Annotated in this window: 14 protein-coding genes; 6 read left to right on the top strand and 8 right to left on the bottom strand. The window is 30.9% G+C overall.

Translation table 11 applies throughout. The annotated features are described in order from the left end of the window. The first annotated feature begins 266 nt into the window (after nt 1-266). Nucleotides 267-2,159 carry a SpoIIE family protein phosphatase gene (locus V9L04_RS10705; protein WP_338794133.1) on the top strand — a complete coding sequence of 631 codons (1,893 nt, stop codon included), beginning with the start codon at nt 267-269 and terminating at the stop codon, nt 2,157-2,159. Nucleotides 2,160-2,261: 102 nt separating this feature from the next. Here V9L04_RS10705 and V9L04_RS10710 read toward each other — a convergent pair whose 3' ends face one another. Beyond that, nucleotides 2,262-3,803, bottom strand: a complete 1,542-nt coding sequence (locus tag V9L04_RS10710; RefSeq protein ID WP_338794134.1) for a HAMP domain-containing sensor histidine kinase — start codon at nt 3,801-3,803, stop codon at nt 2,262-2,264. Nucleotides 3,804-4,198: 395 nt separating this feature from the next. On the opposite strand from V9L04_RS10710, the gene V9L04_RS10715 reads away from it, so the two are divergent. Continuing rightward, nucleotides 4,199-4,564 carry a hypothetical protein gene (locus V9L04_RS10715; RefSeq protein ID WP_338794135.1) on the top strand — a complete coding sequence of 122 codons (366 nt, stop codon included), beginning with the start codon at nt 4,199-4,201 and terminating at the stop codon, nt 4,562-4,564. 27 nt (nt 4,565-4,591) lie between these two features. Here the strand turns inward: V9L04_RS10715 and murB are convergent, their stop codons facing one another. The 4 genes from murB to gyrA form a co-directional block, all read right to left on the bottom strand. Then, on the bottom strand, nt 4,592-5,626 hold the full coding sequence (gene murB, locus V9L04_RS10720; RefSeq protein WP_338794136.1) for a UDP-N-acetylmuramate dehydrogenase: 1,035 nt from the start codon (nt 5,624-5,626) through the stop codon (nt 4,592-4,594). Nucleotides 5,627-5,870: 244 nt separating this feature from the next. Further along, a complete protein-coding gene (locus V9L04_RS10725; RefSeq protein ID WP_338794137.1) occupies nt 5,871-6,539 on the bottom strand; it encodes an L-threonylcarbamoyladenylate synthase in 669 nt (222 codons plus the stop codon). Nucleotides 6,540-7,346: 807 nt separating this feature from the next. After that, a complete protein-coding gene (locus V9L04_RS10730; RefSeq protein ID WP_338794138.1) occupies nt 7,347-8,576 on the bottom strand; it encodes a tetratricopeptide repeat protein in 1,230 nt (409 codons plus the stop codon). A gap of 152 nt (nt 8,577-8,728) precedes the next feature. Further along, the gene (gene gyrA, locus V9L04_RS10735) at nt 8,729-11,431 is read right to left on the bottom strand and encodes a DNA gyrase subunit A (protein WP_338794139.1); all 2,703 of its coding nucleotides are present in this window, start codon (nt 11,429-11,431) and stop codon (nt 8,729-8,731) included. A 428-nt stretch (nt 11,432-11,859) separates the two neighbouring features. Between gyrA and V9L04_RS10740 the strand changes: the two genes are divergently transcribed. Beyond that, nucleotides 11,860-12,297: a hypothetical protein gene (locus tag V9L04_RS10740; RefSeq protein ID WP_338794140.1), complete on the top strand. Its 438-nt coding sequence runs from the start codon at nt 11,860-11,862 to the stop codon at nt 12,295-12,297. Nucleotides 12,298-12,474: 177 nt separating this feature from the next. Then, nucleotides 12,475-12,885: a hypothetical protein gene (locus V9L04_RS10745; RefSeq protein WP_338794141.1), complete on the top strand. Its 411-nt coding sequence runs from the start codon at nt 12,475-12,477 to the stop codon at nt 12,883-12,885. A 252-nt stretch (nt 12,886-13,137) separates the two neighbouring features. Here V9L04_RS10745 and V9L04_RS10750 read toward each other — a convergent pair whose 3' ends face one another. Both V9L04_RS10750 and V9L04_RS10755 read right to left on the bottom strand, forming a co-directional pair. Continuing rightward, nucleotides 13,138-13,938, bottom strand: a complete 801-nt coding sequence (locus V9L04_RS10750; RefSeq protein WP_338794142.1) for a uroporphyrinogen-III synthase — start codon at nt 13,936-13,938, stop codon at nt 13,138-13,140. A 285-nt stretch (nt 13,939-14,223) separates the two neighbouring features. Continuing rightward, nucleotides 14,224-15,447, bottom strand: coding sequence for a DUF4271 domain-containing protein (locus V9L04_RS10755; RefSeq protein ID WP_338794143.1), 1,224 nt, complete (start codon nt 15,445-15,447; stop codon nt 14,224-14,226). Nucleotides 15,448-15,612: 165 nt separating this feature from the next. Between V9L04_RS10755 and V9L04_RS10760 the strand changes: the two genes are divergently transcribed. After that, a complete protein-coding gene (locus V9L04_RS10760; RefSeq protein ID WP_338794144.1) occupies nt 15,613-17,490 on the top strand; it encodes a hypothetical protein in 1,878 nt (625 codons plus the stop codon). Between the two features lie 57 nt (nt 17,491-17,547). Here V9L04_RS10760 and V9L04_RS10765 read toward each other — a convergent pair whose 3' ends face one another. Then, nucleotides 17,548-18,864, bottom strand: coding sequence for a hypothetical protein (locus V9L04_RS10765; protein WP_338794145.1), 1,317 nt, complete (start codon nt 18,862-18,864; stop codon nt 17,548-17,550). Between the two features lie 442 nt (nt 18,865-19,306). Here V9L04_RS10765 and V9L04_RS10770 point away from each other — a divergent pair, with 442 nt between their 5' ends. Further along, nucleotides 19,307-19,804 carry an Lrp/AsnC ligand binding domain-containing protein gene (locus tag V9L04_RS10770; RefSeq protein WP_338794146.1) on the top strand — a complete coding sequence of 166 codons (498 nt, stop codon included), beginning with the start codon at nt 19,307-19,309 and terminating at the stop codon, nt 19,802-19,804. Nucleotide 19,805 lies beyond the last annotated feature (1 nt).

Below are 19,805 nucleotides of genomic sequence, written 5' to 3' on the forward strand. Positions count from 1 at the left end.
TAACAATTTGGTTACAAAACTTTCAAGCAAAAATAATACAGTCATTTTTTAATATAAAAAGTATTATAAATTCTTTTATAAATCTAATTTTAATATTCAAAATTTAGGTAATTGAACTATTATTTCCTCAAATTTATAAAAGGGTAATTATTTCGTAATCTATTTTTTGAGTTTTTGAATCCTGTTCCTAGTAATTTTGTAGTCAAGAAATAAAACCTAATAAGGCAATAATTACCAGCTTATAGTACGATTATAATTTGAAGGAAATGACTCAAAAATTTACGACTTCTGTTCAATCAAATAAAAAATTTAGAGGTATCAAAAACAAGCTACAACTCTATTTTAGCGTTTATTTGCTTCTAACAGCACTTATTATTGGTGCTATTTTTATGTTTTATGAAAAGCAAGAACGGATAGAAAACATTACAGACTTACTTACTCAACTTCACATTGATATTCAGACACTTAGTGGTGTAGAAAAAGATTTTTTTACGTATGAAACTATCAATACAGCTTTTTTTGAAACGGGACAAAGTGAGTATTTGGATATTCGAACCAAAAAATTATATGACATTCAGAATGGTTTGATAGTTTTAAAAAACAGGAAAGAATTACGAAATGAAGATATTGATAAAAAATTATTCAAACTAAAGAAATCAGTAGGAGAATATGAAGTGATTTTTGAGCGATTAGTTCAGATTATTCAACGAAAAGGACATAAAGACTATGGAAAAGTAGGACAGATGCGTAAGTTTATTCATAAAATAGAAAATTCTGATTTGCCTTTTAAAAGAGAAAAATTACTAATGATTAGAAGGCACGAAAAAGATTTTATGATTCGTAAAGAAGAAGAATATATAAATAAACTTTCCCTTGCTGTTCAAGATTTACGAGCTGAAATTAGAGAAACTATACAAGACAAAGAAAGGCAGAAAGAAATGTTAGACTTACTAAGAAACTATCAATATGCTTTTTTGGATATGGTAGATTATGAAAAACAAATTGGACTCAATATTCATGAAGGAATGCGCTATCAAACGCAGCAAAAAGCCTATCAAATTGCTGATATTATTGCAGAAATAAATAAAGCAGGAGAAGTACAGGCACAAGAAATCACATACAGAATAAAATATACATTAGGAGCTGTCGTTCTGTTGTGTTTTGTTTTGGGAATGTTTGTCAGTTATTTAATTAGTAAAAAACTGAGTTTGCCTGTTCGTCAGTTGTCAAATTCTATTCATAAAGTAATAAAAAATGATTTTTCAGAACAGTATTCTATCAAACCCATAATTACAAGTGATGAAATAGGTTGGCTCTCAAAAGATTTTGGCTTAATGCTAAACAAAATACAAAACAGTTTGCAGGAAACAAAAGAAAAGAGTGAAGAAATTGAGCGTTCTCAGGTTCAGATAATGGATTCGATTCGATATGCCCGTCAGATTCAAGATGCTGTTTTGCCAACTGAAAGTGAATTAAATGAATATTTTCTAGATAGTTTTGCTATTTACAAACCTCAAAAAGTAGTTTCTGGAGATTTTTATTGGGTGTATCGTAAGAAACGAAAAACATTTGTAGCTGTGGTAGATTGTACAGGACATGGAGTACCAGGAGCATTTATGTCGATGATTGGACAAACACTTTTGAATAAAATCATTGGACAAAGTAAAATCTATGACCCAGCCATGATTTTGGAAGTTTTACATTTAGAAATTCAGCATGCCTTAAAACAAAATGAAGGAAAAAATGATGATGGAATGGAAGTGGCTATTTGTGCCATTGAAAATACAGATTTAGGAAAACAAGTAACTTTTGCAGGAGCGCATCGTCCTCTTTATTATGTACAAGGAGGTGAATTTTTGAAGATAAGAGGAAATAATCGGAGTATAGGAGGAAAACAAAAACAAGAAAATCAACAATTTGTAACACACACTATTCACTTACAAGCAGGTGATATTCTCTATCTCACAACAGATGGATTTGCAGACCAAAATAATCCAGATAGAGCAAAATATGGAACTCAAAAATTAACACAGTTCTTAGAACATATAAAAGAACATCCTTTTGCTACTCAAAAAATAGAACTTCTAAAAGAGTTTGAAACCTTTAAAAATGATGAACCTCAACGAGATGATATGACAATTTTAGGATTAAGAGTGTAAAGTGGCAAATAGGATATGTGAATTGGAACTAAAAATTACACTGAAAGCAAAAACGTATTATTTTCATTATTACCCATATCCTAATTCCCACCTCCCCATTTTCTAAACAGGTTGTTTAAAAGGCAGCTTGATTGTAAAGACAGAACCTTTTTCCATTTCACTTTCTACACTAATTGTTCCGTGATGTGCTTCTACCATAGATTTTACGTAGCTAAGTCCTAATCCAAACCCTTTTACATTGTGTACGTTGCCTGTTGGCACTCGGTAGAATTTATCAAAAATTTTGCTAACTACTTTCTTCGGAATTCCTTGTCCTTCATCAATAAATTTGATTTCAATTCCATTTGAAGTATTTTGAGTTTGTACTTCTATACGTGGAGTATTGGGCGAATATTTATTTGCATTGTCTATTAGATTCGATATAATACTTGTAATATGAACTTGGTCTCCTTCAACTAGCGTTTGAGTTGCTTTCAAATCTGTAAAAATTTTTCCTCCTCTGTTTTCTACCTGCACAGCACTATTACGGATTACTTTTTCTATAATTTGATGAATATCTAAAGATTTGAAATTTAGTTTTAAATCTTTTCTATCTAGTTTTGCAGCCTGTAATACATTTTCTACCTGAGAACTAAGTCGTTTGCTCTCATCTGCAATAACTCCCAAATAACGATTCGTTTTTTCTGAATTTTGTTGAACACTAGGGTCTTGTAAAATCTCACGAGCAAGAGAAATAGTTGCAATAGGAGTTTTGAACTCATGAGTCATATTATTGATAAAGTCGTTGGTAACTTCTGATACTTTTTTCTGACGAATAATCGTATAAATTGCAGCAGCAAAACAAAGAATAATTACGCCAATAAAAATAATAGAAGAAGATAATATCATTGCCATTTTTCCCATCAAATATTTAGATTCAGTAGGAAAATAAACACATAATAAATTATCTGGGTTATGCATATCATTCGGAAAAAGTTTGGTGCAATAATTTGTTTCTACCAAACACTCACTACTTGTAGAAGGAGAAGCAAAAAACCAACTTTTCTGAGAGTGATTAAAGACAGCAAAATCATACTCTAATGCAATTCCTTTATTGTGCATTTCTTCTCTCAAAATAGAATCAATAACAGGGCGACTAGTACGTTGTTGAATTGGTTTTTCTTGATTTTGAAAAAATAACTTTTCAGCAATTACAGACAAAATCTGAGACCTATTTACTTTTCTACGTTGTGTTTCTTCCCAAATCATTTTTGGGTCTCGTATATCATATCTTTTCATCGGCTCAAGAATAATTTCTGTACTTTGTTGTGTAGATGTTATTCCGTTTTTTACTTGAAACTGAAGTTCATAAGTAAGTGCCGAATTAGTATTTTGTGCTTTTGTAATTGAATCTAGCGTAGAAATAAGCTGTCCACTCATTTGGTCTGCATTACTTTTCATTACATAAATAGCTTCATGTTTTTCCAAACGAGTAGCTACTTTTTCAAGTGCTTGATGAACGTTTTGTTTGAAACGAGATTTATTAAGTGTTATGGTTGTAGTTATCCAATAAAACTGTAGTCCTATAAGTCCGACCATTGCCAAACTCATAAGAGCAATAATATAGCGTACTTGTTTTGCGCCTACTAATCCTTCTATTTTCATAATAGTTGTATCTTTTTATAAGTATTTCCTCTTCGCTCATTACTTTGCGCTTTTTTATGCTACTTTATTATGAGAGGTAAATGTATTTTCAAATAAATTATTTTTGAGGGTCAGATTTTTTATTTATTTACAAAGGATATTGATGTCTACACCTTTGTTTCTGATATTAATTTATACAAAATAAAGCAATCCTTATTCTTTAAAAATGCACTTAACAAACTTTAACCCACTTACATTGAGGACTTTAAGAGTATTTACGAAAACAGGAGTGAAAATTAGAGGTTTTTGGGTTGAGTTTCAAAAAATTACGCTAGTTTTGTTTTTGATAATGATATAAAAATGAGTGCCACAACTTCTCTAAATTCTAACCATAAAACACTAATCCTATTACTAAAATGGAACAACTTGAAGATAATTCACAAAATATCACTTCTGAGGAAAGAAAAATTTTGAAAGAAAAGCTCTTAAAAGACGCTTTAATTTTGAAAGGCTATAATCGTTCTTATACAGATATTATTTTGCATTTAAAAGCTGAAACTCAGGATAAAGAGTTGATGCGTGAAATAGTAGCAGAACTTGAAGAGTTAGATAAAAATAAGAAAAAAGGACACTTTTTGAGTGCAAACTTAGTGATAGGATTAGTATGTATTTCGGCAGGAATAGGGCTTTCTATTTTTCTTTGGGATAAAGGTTATGTTTCAACGATTAGTATTATATTGATAGGTGTCGGGCTTTTAGTTATTGGAGGGAAATTTGTCTGAGGAAATAACAAAAACACATGGATATATTCATTGATTTTCTACCCCAATAATATTAATTTCAGGTTCTATGTGCACTCCAAATTTATCAAAAACAGACTTTTGAATTTCTTTGGCCAAATTCCAAACTTCTTCTCCTTTTGCATTGCCATAATTTACCAAAACGAGAGCTTGATTTTTGTGTGCGCCTGTATTTCCAACTACTTTTCCTTTCCAACCACATTGTTCAATTAGCCAACCAGCAGGAACTTTTGTTATTTTATCAGAAATAGAATAACCAACAATAGAAGGAAACTCTTCTTTTAATTTTTCAAATTGATTACTCGGAATTTCAGGGTTTTTGAAAAAACTTCCCCCATTTCCAATCTCTTTTGGGTTGGGTAACTTCGATTCTCTGATAGAAATGATTGCTTTGCTTATCTCTTGAATTGTTGGACTATCATTTTCTAAAGCCTCTTGAATTGCTCCATAAGATGTATTTAGAGTATGGTTTTTTGTAGTCAATCTAAACTCTACACCAATAATAATGTATTTGTCTTTTGCTTGATGTTTAAAAATACTACTACGATAGCCAAATTGACATTCGTTATTTGAAATCCAAAAAGTCTTTTTTGTTTTTCTATCAATTACTTTTACTCTTTCGACAACATCACGAATTTCTACTCCGTATGCTCCAATATTCTGCATTGGTGCAGCTCCAACAGTCCCTGGAATGAGTGATAAATTTTCTATTCCTCCATAATTATGTTCCAAACAGAAAAGCACAAACTGATGCCAATTTTCGCCTGCTGATACATAAAGAGTTGTATTTTCTTCATTCTCTTCTATTACTTCTATTCCTGTAATAGAATTTTTGATTACCAATCCTTCAAAATCTTTCAAAAACAAAATATTACTTCCTCCTCCCAATACAAGAATAGAAGGATATTTTTTTTGCTCTGCAAATTCTAAAACCTCCAGTAATTCATCAACTGTTTTTACTTCTATAAAATTTTTGGCTGTGCAGTTTATTCCAAACGTATTGTAAGACTGTAAAGAGATGTTTTGCAGAATTTGAGGTTTCATAATTAGTATATTTTTTGTTGAAAAGGTTTGTTGTCCTAGAAGTTGTTTAAGAAAAAAGAACATAGCCTTTGTTGGTGTTTTAGCGTAGCGACACCAACAAACATACACTAAAAATCTAAAACAACTTCCTATTGAAAATACAAAAGTACGAAACAAAAAAACCACTACCTCAAAAAAGTAGTGGTTTTTCTATTCACTAAAACAAAATCAAAAATGAAAAATCTAATCTTACAATTTCTTTTTTTTATTCTTCTTCTACTAGGAGCGATTCTGCTTCTTCTTTTGAAAGAACATCAGCAAATTTTTCTATATCTCCAAGTCCTTGGCGAAGCAAAATAATGTTATCTTCTATACAACGAATAACAGTAGAAGGCTGAATTTCGCCCATTCCTGCATCAATAACAATATCTACTAAATGTTCATACTCTTCTTTCATAAGCGAAGGGTCTGTCATTGGTTTTCCATCCTTATCATAAACAGAAGTAGTTACGATAGGATTTCCCAATTCTTGAACAATCATCCTTGGAATTTTATGGTCAGGAACACGAATACCTACTTGATTTTTCTTTACTCCACCTACTTTTGGAACTTTATTACTTGAATCTAAAATAAAAGTAAATGCCCCTGGTAGAGCTTTTTTCATAACTTTAAAAACGTGATTGCTTACTCTATGAGCATACAAACTAATATCACTTAAATCATAACAAATAAAAGAAAGGTGCATTTTTTTCGGGTCAATGCCCTTAATTTTACATACTTTCTCAACTGCTTTTGCATTTGTAAAGTCACAACCTATGCCATAAACTGTATCAGTAGGATATATAATTACACCACCATTTTTTAGCGTTTCGACTATTTTTTGGATTTTACTTTCTTGTGGATTATCTGGGTGTATTTTGAGGAGTTCTGCCATACTATTTTAATAACTTTTAGTAAAAAATAAACTTCTTTTGTTTTTAATGAAATGATTTAAGAAGTTTTTAAATATAAGTATAATTTTATTGCATTCAAAATAAAAATTATTTAATTATCTTTTTTAGGCTTTATTTTTTTAAATGAGCAGGGTAAGTAGATAATTTTACATAAAAATAGATGCTTTATCGCTTACTCTAACCAATAATACATAATTTCTTTGTTTGTTGCAATATTTTAGTGTAAATACTTTTGAATTTTTCTAAAAAAGCCAAATACTATTCTGATTCTATTCGTTTATCAAACCCATTTAGAGAATCACCTATTTAGTTTTAACCTACTTTATTCTATGCTTTTATGTATTGTATCAAGTTATTTTGAGTTTTTTAAAAAAAATAAATAATCTATGCAACCTTATTGCCTACTTAGTGGGTCATAGAAATAGAAGCGCAAAACTACTATGTTTTGAAATCTTCTAACTTACAACCTAACAATTCCTAACAACTTCCTAAATGATAGATTTAGGAAGTTTGTTTTAAAGAAAAATAGAGTAGGTAAGTTAAAAAAGAAATTTCAAATTATTTTAATATAAATAATTTATAGATACAAAAATCTTTTGTTGGCTATGTAGTTTTCTAAATTACAGTAGCCATAGTTAGTGAGTAGTGGAAGATGATGCAGCCTTTGGAAGTATCATCTTTTTTTTGTGCGTATATTTATTTTCGTCTTATCGAATAAAAAAAATCCTACTTATTTTTACGCAAATAGGATTTTTGTTATGTAAGAAAATATTTGCAAGAAAAGTTACTTATTTCTTTTCTGCTAATTTTCTCATTTTATCTTCATTTACTTCATCTCCTTTATACATATAGAGATTCATTAGTGTACTATAAACAGCAGATTTTTCATCTGTCAAATCTTTATAAGCCATCAAATAAGGAATAGATTTATCTGCATAGGTAATCATTTTTTTATATCTAGCATCTTCTTTGTTTATTTTCTTGTCTTTTGACTTTTTTGCTTCATCTTCTAGTTCACGATACAAATCTCCAGCAATTTGATAGTACCCAACACCCAAAGCACGAATAGCTTCTTCATCTTGTGGATCTAATTTATAAATTTTTTCATAATATTCAAATGCTTTGTCTTTTTGTTCAAGTTGATCATAAAGACGAGCTAATATAGTTAATTGTCTTACATCATCAGGAGCTATTGCTTCTGCCTTTTGTAACATTTCGATGGCTTTATCATAGTTTTCTTGTTGAATATATACATCAGCAGCATTAGTTATGAAATAAGGTTCTTGAGGAAAACGTTCAGCTCCTTTTTCTAATACTCTAAGAAAGTTTGTACTATCTTCTAATTTATAATAGGAATAAGCAGCTGATTGATAAGCGTCTACTGCACCTGTATATTCTTCTATGTTGCCAAGTTTTTCATAAAAAAAAGCTGATTTATCTAGTTTTTCAGCTTTATTAGCAAAGTAAGCAGTATAAATCAAGTTTGTGGTATCAGTAGAAAGATAAGTAGCAAGAGGAAGCATTGTTTCGTAAGCTTTCACAAAGTCTTCTGCATCTTGGTATTTCTGTACGTTATTAAGAATAGCATTTTTCAAGCGAGCTTGTAAACCTGTTTCCATTCCTAAATCACTTTGAAAAGCTGGATCTTCTATTCGTTTAGTATATTTATCATCTCCTTCGGCTTTTTCTACTTCTAATGCCTTTGTCATGGAAGCAAAAGCACTATCTATTGGATTCTCTACGAGAGCTGCTACTTCTTTATCTTCTACTCCTGCTTCAACAATAGCAGTAAAAACTTTTGCTCTTGTATACCAAGTTCTAGCTTTTCCTTCTGTTTTCTTATGATAAGTTGCTTGACGAACTTTTTCTAGTGCTTTTTCGTAATTTCCTTCTTGAGGCGTTGCAAAAAATTCAGCACTGGTTAAAGCTCCATTTTGTGCAATAGTTTCATTTGTAAGAAATGAACCTGTTACAAATGCAGTTCCTACTATTATTGATTTTAAAATTGATTTTGTCATTGTATAAAATGAGTTTGAATTATTGGATTCATCACACGTTAAAATAGGTGTGATATTATTTTGAAATTGATTTTTTATAAAAAAATAGAAGTTCTATTTCCTTTACAAAAATAGAACTTCCAAAGTTAATGCAAGTATAATGCAAAAAAAAATTATTCTACACCTTCTGAATTTTCATCAGCTTCTGTATCATCATTTTCAGAATGACTTCCATTTTCAGAATTATTGGCTTCATTAGCAAGATTTGTAGCAATTTCTCCATTTACCTCTGTATTTGGATTTTCCATTCCTTCTTCCAATAAAATATCTTCTAACTCTTCTTCTATGTGTTCAATTTTAGCAACAGAAGCTATTTGGTCTCCTTCTGCTAAATTTATCAGACGAACGCCTTGTGTAGCACGTCCCATAGTACGAAGTTCGGAAACTGCAAAACGAATCATGACACCCGATTTTCTACTAATCATTAAATGGTCGGTATCGATTACTTCTTTTATGGCAATCAAAGTACCTGTTTTTTCTGTGATTTTGAGAGTAGTTACTCCTTTTCCACCACGTTTGATAACTCTATAATCTTCTACATCGGAGCGTTTTCCATATCCTTTTTCAGAAACGACTAATAGATTTGAATCTGGACGGTTCAGACAAACCATTCCAATTACTTCATCACCTTCTTTTACAGAAATTCCACGAACTCCTGATGCTGTTCTTCCCATCGGACGGACTTGTGTTTCGTTGAAACGAATTGCACGACCCGAACCAACAGCCATAATAATTTCGTTGTTTCCATCTGTCAAACGAACATCTAAAAGTGCATCGCCTTCATTAATCGTAATGGCATTAATTCCATTTTGACGAGGACGAGAGTAGGCTTCCAAAACTGTTTTCTTGATTTGTCCTTTTTTAGTACAGAAAATTAGATTATTGTTATTTATATAATCTTCGTCTTTCAGACTTTTTACATTAATAACAGTCTGTACTTTTTCGCCTGTTTCTATCGAAATAAGGTTTTGAAGTGGGCGACCTTTTGATGTTTTTGAGCCTTCTGGAATGGCATATACTTTTAACCAATATACTTTTCCATAGTCTGTAAAAATCAATAAATAATTGTGTGTAGAAGCTACAAACAAGTGTTCTGCAAAATCATCTGCTTTTGTAGTTGCTCCTTTTGAGCCTTTTCCACCACGGGCTTGTGATTTGTATTCTGATAAAGAAGTACGTTTGATATAACCTTCATTAGAAATAGTAATTACCATTTCTTGTTCAGCAATCAAATCTTCAATATCAATATCTTCTGCACTATGAACAATTTGAGTACGACGCTCATCACCATATTTTTCTCTAAGTTCAAGTAGTTCCTCCGTAATAATTTCCATACGACGTTCTACTCTAGCTAAAATATCTTCGTAATCTTCTACTGTCAAAACAAGTGCGTCGTGTTCGTTTTGGATTTTGTTGCGTTCTAGTCCTGTAAGACGTTGAAGACGCATTCCCAAAATTTCTTTAGCTTGAATTTCTGAAAAATCAAATACAAAACCACTTGGAACAGCAATGTCCTTGAAGAAACGACTTTCAGTATTCATTTGTCCTTCACCTGTCAAAACATTTCTTGCTTCTTCGGCATCTTTTGAGCTACGAATTGTCGCAATTACTAAATCAATTACATCAAGAGCTTTCAAAAGACCTTCTAAGATATGAAGACGTTTTTTAGCTTCTCTAAGGTCATATTCTGTTCTGCGAACAACAATTTCGTGTCTGTGTTCGACATAATAACTAATTAAATCTCTAAGATTACAAATTCTTGGACGACCTTTCACAAGTGCAACATTGTTTACACTAAAAGAAGTTTGAAGTCCTGTATATTTGAAAAGCTGATTCAAAACTACATTTGCCATCGAATCACGCTTAATATCATAAACGATACGCAAACCATTTCTATCTGACTCATCACGAATAGCAGAAATTCCTTCAATACGCTTTTCGTTAACCATAGCAGCCGTTTTTTCTATCAAACTTGCTTTATTGGTTTGATATGGAACTTCTGTTACAATAATCTGTTCACGATTATTTTTGTCCGTGTGTATAGTTGCAACGGCACGCATCACAATTCTTCCACGTCCAGTTTCTAATGCTTTTTTTACTCCTGTGTAGCCGTAAATAATTCCTCCAGTTGGAAAATCAGGTGCAATTACAAATTTTGTAAGTTCCTCAACTGTAATTTCTGGATTTTTGATATACTCAATAATTCCATCAATGACTTCTGTAAGGTTGTGAGGAGCCATATTGGTAGCCATACCAACAGCAATACCAGACGAACCATTTACCAAAAGGTTAGGTAATTTTCCTGGTAAAACAGAAGGCTCTGTTAAGGAATCATCAAAGTTTGGAATAAAATCTACCACTTCTTTGTTCAAATCTGCCAACATTTCTTCAGCCAAACGCTGCATACGTGCCTCTGTATAACGCATAGCTGCTGCATTATCACCATCAATAGAGCCAAAGTTTCCTTGTCCATCGACGAGCATATAACGAAGCGACCACTCCTGCGCCATACGAACCATCGTTTCATAAACAGACGAATCGCCATGAGGGTGGTACTTACCCAAAACCTCACCTACAATACGAGCCGATTTTTTGTAAGCTTTATTGTGATAAACTCCCAAATCTGACATTCCATACAACACTCTACGGTGGACAGGTTTTAAACCATCACGTACATCAGGTAAAGCACGAGAAACAATAACGGACATCGAATAATCAATGTATGCCGTTCGCATTTCGTCCTCAATACTTACAGGAATGATATTACTGTTTCCATCATCTAACAGGTCTTCTGAACCATTTTCTATATCTGCCATATATTATCTAGTAATAAAACTATATTAAATTGAAATTCTTGATTCTAATTTCTCATTCAAGCATTTGCTTGGATGTTCTCTTTTGTAAGTATATGCTTACTAACTAAATAGAAAACACAAGATAAAATTTTGCGTTAGAATAATAATTTTTCAGTTGTTTTTGTGATAAAATTTCCTTGAAAAACAACTCTGCAAGTTACGAAAAAATAGGTAATTTGACAACGTTTTTAATGCCTTAAATTGAGTATAGAATGGTTAAGTTTATAACAGTGTTTTATATTGTTTTTTATTTGGATTTTGCTTAATTTTTACGTTATCTATCTCATTTATAGACTGTAAATTCTTTTTTCTAACCATTTTTAATGAAAATACGTTTTACAATCACAATTATTTTTTTAACTACCTTACCAACCCCTAACACTATAATTTTGATAACATTAAAAAATTCTGATGAAAAAGTATTTTATGAAGTTTATGTAGAAGCTCACACAAATTGTCTTTATGCAGATTGGACTGGATTTGTGAATGTAAATAATGTAAAAGCAGGCTGTTTGGTTGCCTTGGATTTAATTAAAGAAAATAATTGTCCTTATATCATCAATGATAATACAAATTTAGTAGGTCCTTGGCAACAAGCCAATCAGTGGATACAAGAATTTTGGATGCCACAAGCTATTGAAGCAGGTTTACGCTACATGGCTCATATTACATCTCCTGATATTTTTGGAAAACTTTCTGCACAAGATTTAGAAAAAAAAGCAGCAGGTATTTTTATTATGCGCTTATTTAAAAATAAAGAACAGGCAGAAGAGTGGATAAAAGAATGTCAGAAAAAAGATGATGATACTTTTAAAACCAATATATAATAGTCTTGACAATACATAAAAGTAATTTTTTCATATCCTGAGAAATTGTTATTGATTTTTTTTGAATTCTAAAGATAATCAAAGTAGAGAGGGCGTTTTTTCTTTCCTATCTCTCTTCATTTTTTCTTAATTTTACGGATAATACTAAAAAAACAAAGAAAATTAAACTTACAAAAAATGACACCAAACGATATACACGTAGAATCTGCACGCATCCAGAAAGGAATAGAAGACCATTTGGGAATTGATGGAAGTCTTATTTTTGATTATTCTCAAGAAGGAACAACTATAAAACTCAATTTAATTACGGTTAATCCTCGCCACAATCAATCTTTTTTGTTTCATACTGAACACGGAACAGACAAACTAGATGCCCTCAAAAAAATGTTTGAATATGTTCGTAGTTATCGTGAGCGTGATAGTTCTTATACAATTCAGTGGGTTTCAAAAGAAGATAACGGACATAGAGAATTACAAACTTCTTATTTTCGTGCAAGAAATATGTATGAAGCACTAGACAAACTTTATTTTGGGAGAGAATTGAATTCTATAACGGTGTATAGTGTGGTTATGAATCCTTCGGCTTAGATTGGTTTGTCGTTGGTGAGGACACCAACAACGGCAGGAGAAAAAACAAATACAACAAAAAAAGGAAAATTAAGCCCTTTCTGCCAAGTCAAAATCTATTATTTGGAGAAAAAATTAAAACAACTTCCTAAATAGAAACAAAAAACTCTCTTCTCAAAAAGTCAAATAAATTGAATGTTGAGAAGAGAGTTTTTAATATAATAGAAGAATTGGGTTTTAATTAATTGAACAGGATTTTAATCCTGTTTTGTCTTATTCAATCCCTAATTCTTCTTTCATTTTACGAATATATTGTTCGATTGCTCCTGTCATAGACGGTGCATTTGGAAGAGGTGCTTCAATATCTAAGCGCAAGTTATGGTCACGAACAGCTTGTGCCGTCGTAGGACCAAAGGCTGCAATACGAGTAGTTTTTTGTTTGAAATCAGGGAAATTATCAAATAAAGATTTGATTCCTGATGGACTGAAAAATGCAATTACATCATAATTTACATTCTTCAAATCGGATAAATCACTAGAAACAGTTGCATAGATAACAGCTTCTGAATGCTCAATATTATTTTCTCTCAAAAAGCCAGGAATATCATCTCTACGAATATCTGAACAAGGGAATAAGAATTTTTCCTTCTTGTGCTTGGCAATGACTTTGTTTAAGTCTTCTGCTGTACGCTCACCAACAAAAAGTTTACGTTTGCGAAGATTGATATATTTAGGAAGATAAATAGCTGTTTGTTCTGAAACACAAAAATATTTCATGTCATCAGGAATAGTAATTTTTAGCCCTTTACAAAGCGTAAAAAAATGATCCACTGCATTTCTACTTGTGAAAATTACTGCTGTATGGTCTAAAATATTGATACGCTGCTTTCTAAATTCACGTAAAGAAACAGGCTGCACTTCAATAAATTGTCTGAAATCTACCTTTACATTATACCTTTGCGAAAGGTCGTGATAAGGAGATTTGTCAGTCAAAGGAGCAGGTTGAGAAATCAGTACACTACGAATTTGCTTAGGTGCAGGTGTTGGGTGTGAGGCATTCGCTTCGTTTGCCATATCGTTGCAAAAATTGGTTTGATAAAAACTACGACTAAAACAGTTTATATAAACTAAATATGTCTCTCTTTTCAATAAATCATTAATCAAATAATGATTTATTCAGAAAATAATTTATATTTACACAAACTATGAAATACAGATTTAGAGGTTATTCTAAAACTGTAAAGATTAATCTAACCTAATTAAAAGTCTTTTATCTAAGTCAGTAGTTTGATTAATTTAATGAAAAATTGTATTTAATCTAAAAAACTGTTAAAATAGGAGAATTTAATTAAGAATAAACTAAGAAACTGAGATAATCCATTTTGAAACTATCAAAAGGGGAATTATTTCGGTGGCGCAAAGGTACGAAAAAAGATACAACTTACCAGCATTTGTTCGTGTAAACAAATAATAACTAACTAACAAACTGTGAGTTAGAATAGAAAGTGCTACTGAAAGAACAAAATAATAGAGGAAAGAACTATTTGTAGTATTAATTATTGTGCTTGAAGAAGGACTATAAAAAGAGTCAATTAAGAAAGAGAATAATATTGTTACTATAAAAATCACACTCATTGCAAATGTATTTCCTAAGATAAGAGCCTGTGTATGTTGCTCGCTAATCTGACTACTTTTGAAGAAAAGTTTTCCCATCAATTGAATCCAAGACAACCTAAAAATAGCAATACACAAACACCAAAAAGCAGCATAAAGCCAATTTAAGACAAAAGAAAATAGACTGTTTTTTATAAGAAAAAAGTTAGTTGTAGTTGTTCCATAAAGTTCTACATAGTTATAAAAAATCCATACAAAACCCATTACCAAACTAAAATAAATTACATACCCAATTTGAGGTAATAGTTCGGTTCTTTTAAAAGCTTTGGCAGGTCTGAAAAAATAACTCCAAAATTCTCCAAATGCTTCTCTACCAACTAGAGGATAGATACTGACCGAAAAAACAACAATAATTCCAACCATCAGCCAGTTTATCATTAATATCCAATCTGGAAGAGGTAATTTAGGTTTTTGTAGGGTTATTGGATTTATTTCTTCTTTTTTAGTTGTTTTTCTTTCACTAAAACTATTTTTTTGAGTGAGAATATAAGCAGAGTAGGCTTCAAGGATTTGATTTTGAGGCTTTTCTTGGTAAACTGTCAGCATTAAAAATCCATTAAAATTTTTAAATTTTTCTTTATCAGAATATAAACTTATCAGGCTATCAAACGAAACTTCTATGTATTCTTTTTCTGTAACAATAGAAGAAAAACGAGTATTCCAAAATAGTTTTGCATCTTGTGGCAACGCAATGCCTAAATAATTATTCTTATAATCAGAGAGGTTTTTATTGAAATCAAAAATCAAATGTAAAGCTCTGTACTGACTATGAACTGTTGGTAAATAAGGAACATAACTCTCTAAATCTTCATCATAAACTACCCATTTTTCACTCAAAGTTTGATAAATTGAGCTAGATTCAACAGTAGGTAACACAGACGAAGCCATCGCAGAATTTTGAACACTCAAAAACCCTGTAAAAAATAAGATAACTAATAAGATAATTCTAGAAATAGAATTTATTATAGAATTGCTAAGACTTTTCACACTAATTTCAGAATAAAAATATTTTTTATTTCGCAGACTAAAGCCCACGTTACTACACTACAAAACTAGCTAATTTCTTTCTAAAATATGACTTTTCTTTTTTGGTTACTCTTTTTTAGTATTTCTTTTTTGAGTGTTTTTGCTTCATTTTTCTTTAAAAATGGACAAACTATTCAAATTATTATGATTCCAATATTATTTTTTTTAATATATTTTGTTTCTCAAAGTATTGAAAAAGTAATTTCAACCTCTTTTTTTAAAGAAAAGAAATATATTTTGGTTCTGCTTTTGGGAAGTATTTTAATCTGGTTTTTGAATGCTGCTTTTGTGTTCGATATTTCTGCAATTTTTGACGCAAAAAATGATTTTAATTTTCATATTCCATCAAAAGATTCTTTTTTCTATGGACGTTTATCTGAAAAATTACTGACCTCTTCTCATGAAACTGTTTTTGCTTTTCATCAAGATTCAAAAGCTGTTTTGGGAACTACTCCTTATCATTATTTTGAATTGTGGATTTCAGCATTTTTTAGTAAAATTTTTTCTGTTTCGGGTTATGTAGCTTATTCACTTTTTACGATTCCATTATTACAAATCTGTACTTGGGTAGGAATTGTGGCTGTTTTTGAACAAAAAAGAGATAAAAAAATATCTCTAGCTACTTTTATATGGGCATTTGGATTACTTTTTTTAGGTGGAATTTATCTTCCTTTTTATTCTGATGTAAAAGGTTTTCAATCTACTTATTGGCTTACAAATACTCTTTTTACAGGACTTTCAGAACATTATTTTTTTTGGATTGCTGTTTTTCTATCCTTTCAAAAGAAAAATTACAGAGCTTGCGTTTGGATAATTTTTATGATTCCAATTATTTCTCCTACACTTTGGGCTGCATGTTGGACAGGACTTTTTTTCATTGCAAGTTTTTTATTCTATCAACAAAAAATACTTTTTCTACAAAAATACAAGCTAGAACTGATAGCTTTTTTTGTGATTCCTTTTTTCTATTTTTTGTTTTATTATCTGACACAATCTTCTCAAAGTGTGACGAGTTCAGATGTTTCTATTTTAGCTTTATCGGAAAGTGAAATTAACTTAGCTACTATTTTTAAAGAAATAGCAATTTATTTATTTGGTTTTTTTGTGATTTATATTCCTTTTTTGATTCTATTTTATTCTGAAATTAAAATTTTTTTTATAAAAATTATCAATCTACCGTTGTTGGTGTCTCCACCAACGACATTCTTACTTTTTTTTATTGGAGGAGTTTTGGGAGGGATATTTTTTTATTTTCTTTTTCCATTTCATCAAGAACGATTTCAATTTTTGAGAAATTTTATTTTGCCATTTGTACAAATTAGTTTGATTTATATTTTTGTTATAAAACAGAGTTATTTGAATAGCAAAGTAAGTATTGTGTTTGTAATTTTACTTTGTTATGGGTTTGGTTTTACACTGCATTGGTTTTTAAAAGAAATAGAGCCTAATCAAATTTATTCACAGAACTATTTGAATAGTATTGAAAGAGAATTGCTACAAAAAGAAGAATTGAAACGAGGAGCTATTTTTCATTCTACTACTTATTATGATGATAAAATTTTATTTAATAGAAATGAAAACTTTGAAATAGAAGGTCGTTATTTAGCTTTTAAAAAAGGTTTAGAACACTTTTATAATTTAGATATGGCTTGTATAAATTACCAAGATAGAACAACTTCTTCGTTTTCTGAAACTGATATTTTTGCAGTTTGGCTAAAAGACAGAATGCAAAATAAAATTGAGCTAGAAAATAGAAATGAAAAGTTAATGTGTAATGATTCTTTGAAGTGGCTTTTTGTTAAAGAAAAGCAATTAGATTTTGTAGTTATTGGGAAAAATGTATCTATTCCTTTAGAGTTTCAATCAAAAATTCAGTTCCAAGTACAGGATAGCCAAAGTGGAGAAGTTTTTTTGAGATTAAAATAAAGCAAAGTCTAATCAATAAAAATTTGTATTGATTAGACTTTGCTTTCAATCAAAAAATCAAATCCAATTCAGAAAATCAATATTCATAATAAATTGACTTATCAAATCCACTTTCAAATAAATATTCTGAAATGTATTTTGAAATAAATGAGAATAAGAATCTGTATAAGCTAAGTTTCCAAAGTCAGTTCCATCAAACAAATCAGCTCTTCTTTTTCCACTTGTAAAAAAGAAAAGTAATGCAATAATCGCCAAAACAGCAATAACAGCCAATGCAATTTTGATAACACTATACGGACGCTCACCCTGTACTTCACCTGTGCGAGCATTGACCAAAAAACGATAGACTTTATCTTGATAACGATAAGCACTAATCCAAAGAGGAAGCAAAATATGCTTAAAAGTAATATCATTATAATCAATTTGAATATCTTCGATGCGCTGTTCATCTCCTCCAATATCTCTAGAAACTAGATTTCTAATTTGCTCTTGCATCTTTCCTTTTGCTACTTCAAAACCACTTTTAAGGTCAATCTGATAGGTTTCTGTTTGAAAACCAGATAAGTAACGCTCATCGTAACCTGCTAGTTTCTCTAAATCCCATGGTTCAAGTTTGTCTACATAATTTCGTGGTAAGGAATGACTAGCTAACACCAATGTATCATCAAAAAAATGGTCTATTCGTCCAGATACAGGAGACCAACGAGTATGACGAACTTGCCTAGTTTGATGATTTCCATCACTATCTGTATAACTTTCAGTTGTATAATAATAATCGCCTCTCATTCCGTGATAACGAGAATCTGTTTCACTATCAAATGTCCAATAAGGAATATACATTCCTTTTAGTTTTTCTGTAAGTTCTGCTCTTTTTTTCAAATCATTTGGAGCAAACCAAAGGCTAGAAACCCAATCCTTAAAAAGTTTGCCTGCTGCTTTTTGATCAATATCAAAAGGTAATAATGATTTGGGTTGAAATACTTCTACCGTTTCAGGTGAAGAAGTGACTAGAGGTGTTCCACAGAAAGCACATTCATCAGAAACTACATTTGGTTTGAGTGTAGTACGTGCGCCACAGTTATCACATTGCACAGTTTGTAACGTTTGCATTTCTGTTTTAGAAGATGCTTGTTGAAGAGCTGCATAAAAATCATGTTCTTCAATAATAGTTTCTACTTCTGCAACAATTTCGTTTTCTGCACCACAATAATTACACTTTAGAGCAGTCGTTCCTGGAGCATAGACTAAGTTTGCACCACAATCGTGACAGGTCATGTTACGACTTTTGGTAGTAATATCGGGTGTTTCTCCATCAGGACGGCGAGGAGAATCTTCTGGTAAATTATTGGGTAAATCAGGAGGTAAATTTGGCATAATTTGGTAATGATTAGTTTTTTTTATTTTACTTTTCTTAAAAATAGAAAAATACAATCAAAACTCAAACTAATTTTAGATTAGATTTGAACAATTAGTTTACTCACAATCTTAAAATAGAATTATAAGTTATTGAAGAATATTTTCATACAGTTAGTTTTCAAGCTAATGAGCATACAAAAAAAACAAAACACAAACAAAAAAGGCGATGCCAGCAGCAACGCCTTTTTGACCTTAACCAATAAACAACACATAAAACACACGCCCTACTATATAGGGTCTGAATTAAGTTTTTATAGATAAACTAAAATTCTTAATTCGTTATGCAAACATACTATTTTTTTTTGAATTCTAAAACTTTTGCAAAATATTTTATAGATATTTAGGCAATTCGCAATATTTCTTGTATTTTTTAGGAAAATTACAATAACCACATAATAAAATGACTAAAAATTCTCAAATCGATAGCTGTGATTTACGCATTTTATCTGAACTTACAGATGATGCAAAATTGCCTTACACGGAGGTTGCTGACAGAGTATTTGTTTCAGGTGGAACAGTACATGTTAGGATGAAAAAAATGCAGGATTTGGGCATCGTAAAGGGAGCTTCCCTAACGATTGATTATGCCAAATTAGGCTATGATGTTACTGCTTTTCTAGGAATTTATTTAGAGCGAAGTTCCATGTATGATGAGTCTGTTGAACAGTTATCCAAAATTCCAGAAATTTTGAGTTTACATTATACAACAGGTGCATACAGTATTTTTGCCAAAATTATTTGCCGAGATACAAAGCATTTAAGAGAAGTTTTACACGACAAAATCCAGAAAGTACCTGGGATTGTCAGAACTGAAACCTTTATTTCTTTAGAGGAACGTGTAGAACGTGCGCCTCTTTTAAAACAACTCGCAGAAGAAAGCAAAAATGAAGATGTATAAT

Source organism: Bernardetia sp. MNP-M8, assembly GCF_037126285.1.
Lineage (GTDB): Bacteria > Bacteroidota > Bacteroidia > Cytophagales > Bernardetiaceae > Bernardetia.

Bases quoted from the DNA above. Each gene is read 5' to 3' on its own strand.
- V9L04_RS10765 (WP_338794145.1), bottom strand. From the start codon at position 18,864: ATGCCAAATTTACCTCCTGATTTACCCAATAATTTACCAGAAGATTCT.
- V9L04_RS10750 (WP_338794142.1), bottom strand. From the start codon at position 13,938: ATGGCAAACGAAGCGAATGCCTCACACCCAACACCTGCACCTAAGCAA.
- gyrA (WP_338794139.1), bottom strand. From the start codon at position 11,431: ATGGCAGATATAGAAAATGGTTCAGAAGACCTGTTAGATGATGGAAAC.
- V9L04_RS10745 (WP_338794141.1), top strand. From the start codon at position 12,475: ATGACACCAAACGATATACACGTAGAATCTGCACGCATCCAGAAAGGA.
- V9L04_RS10770 (WP_338794146.1), top strand. From the start codon at position 19,307: ATGACTAAAAATTCTCAAATCGATAGCTGTGATTTACGCATTTTATCT.
- V9L04_RS10725 (WP_338794137.1), bottom strand. From the start codon at position 6,539: ATGGCAGAACTCCTCAAAATACACCCAGATAATCCACAAGAAAGTAAA.
- V9L04_RS10710 (WP_338794134.1), bottom strand. From the start codon at position 3,803: ATGAAAATAGAAGGATTAGTAGGCGCAAAACAAGTACGCTATATTATT.
- V9L04_RS10715 (WP_338794135.1), top strand. From the start codon at position 4,199: ATGGAACAACTTGAAGATAATTCACAAAATATCACTTCTGAGGAAAGA.
- V9L04_RS10705 (WP_338794133.1), top strand. From the start codon at position 267: ATGACTCAAAAATTTACGACTTCTGTTCAATCAAATAAAAAATTTAGA.
- murB (WP_338794136.1), bottom strand. From the start codon at position 5,626: ATGAAACCTCAAATTCTGCAAAACATCTCTTTACAGTCTTACAATACG.
- V9L04_RS10760 (WP_338794144.1), top strand. From the start codon at position 15,613: ATGACTTTTCTTTTTTGGTTACTCTTTTTTAGTATTTCTTTTTTGAGT.
- V9L04_RS10730 (WP_338794138.1), bottom strand. From the start codon at position 8,576: ATGACAAAATCAATTTTAAAATCAATAATAGTAGGAACTGCATTTGTA.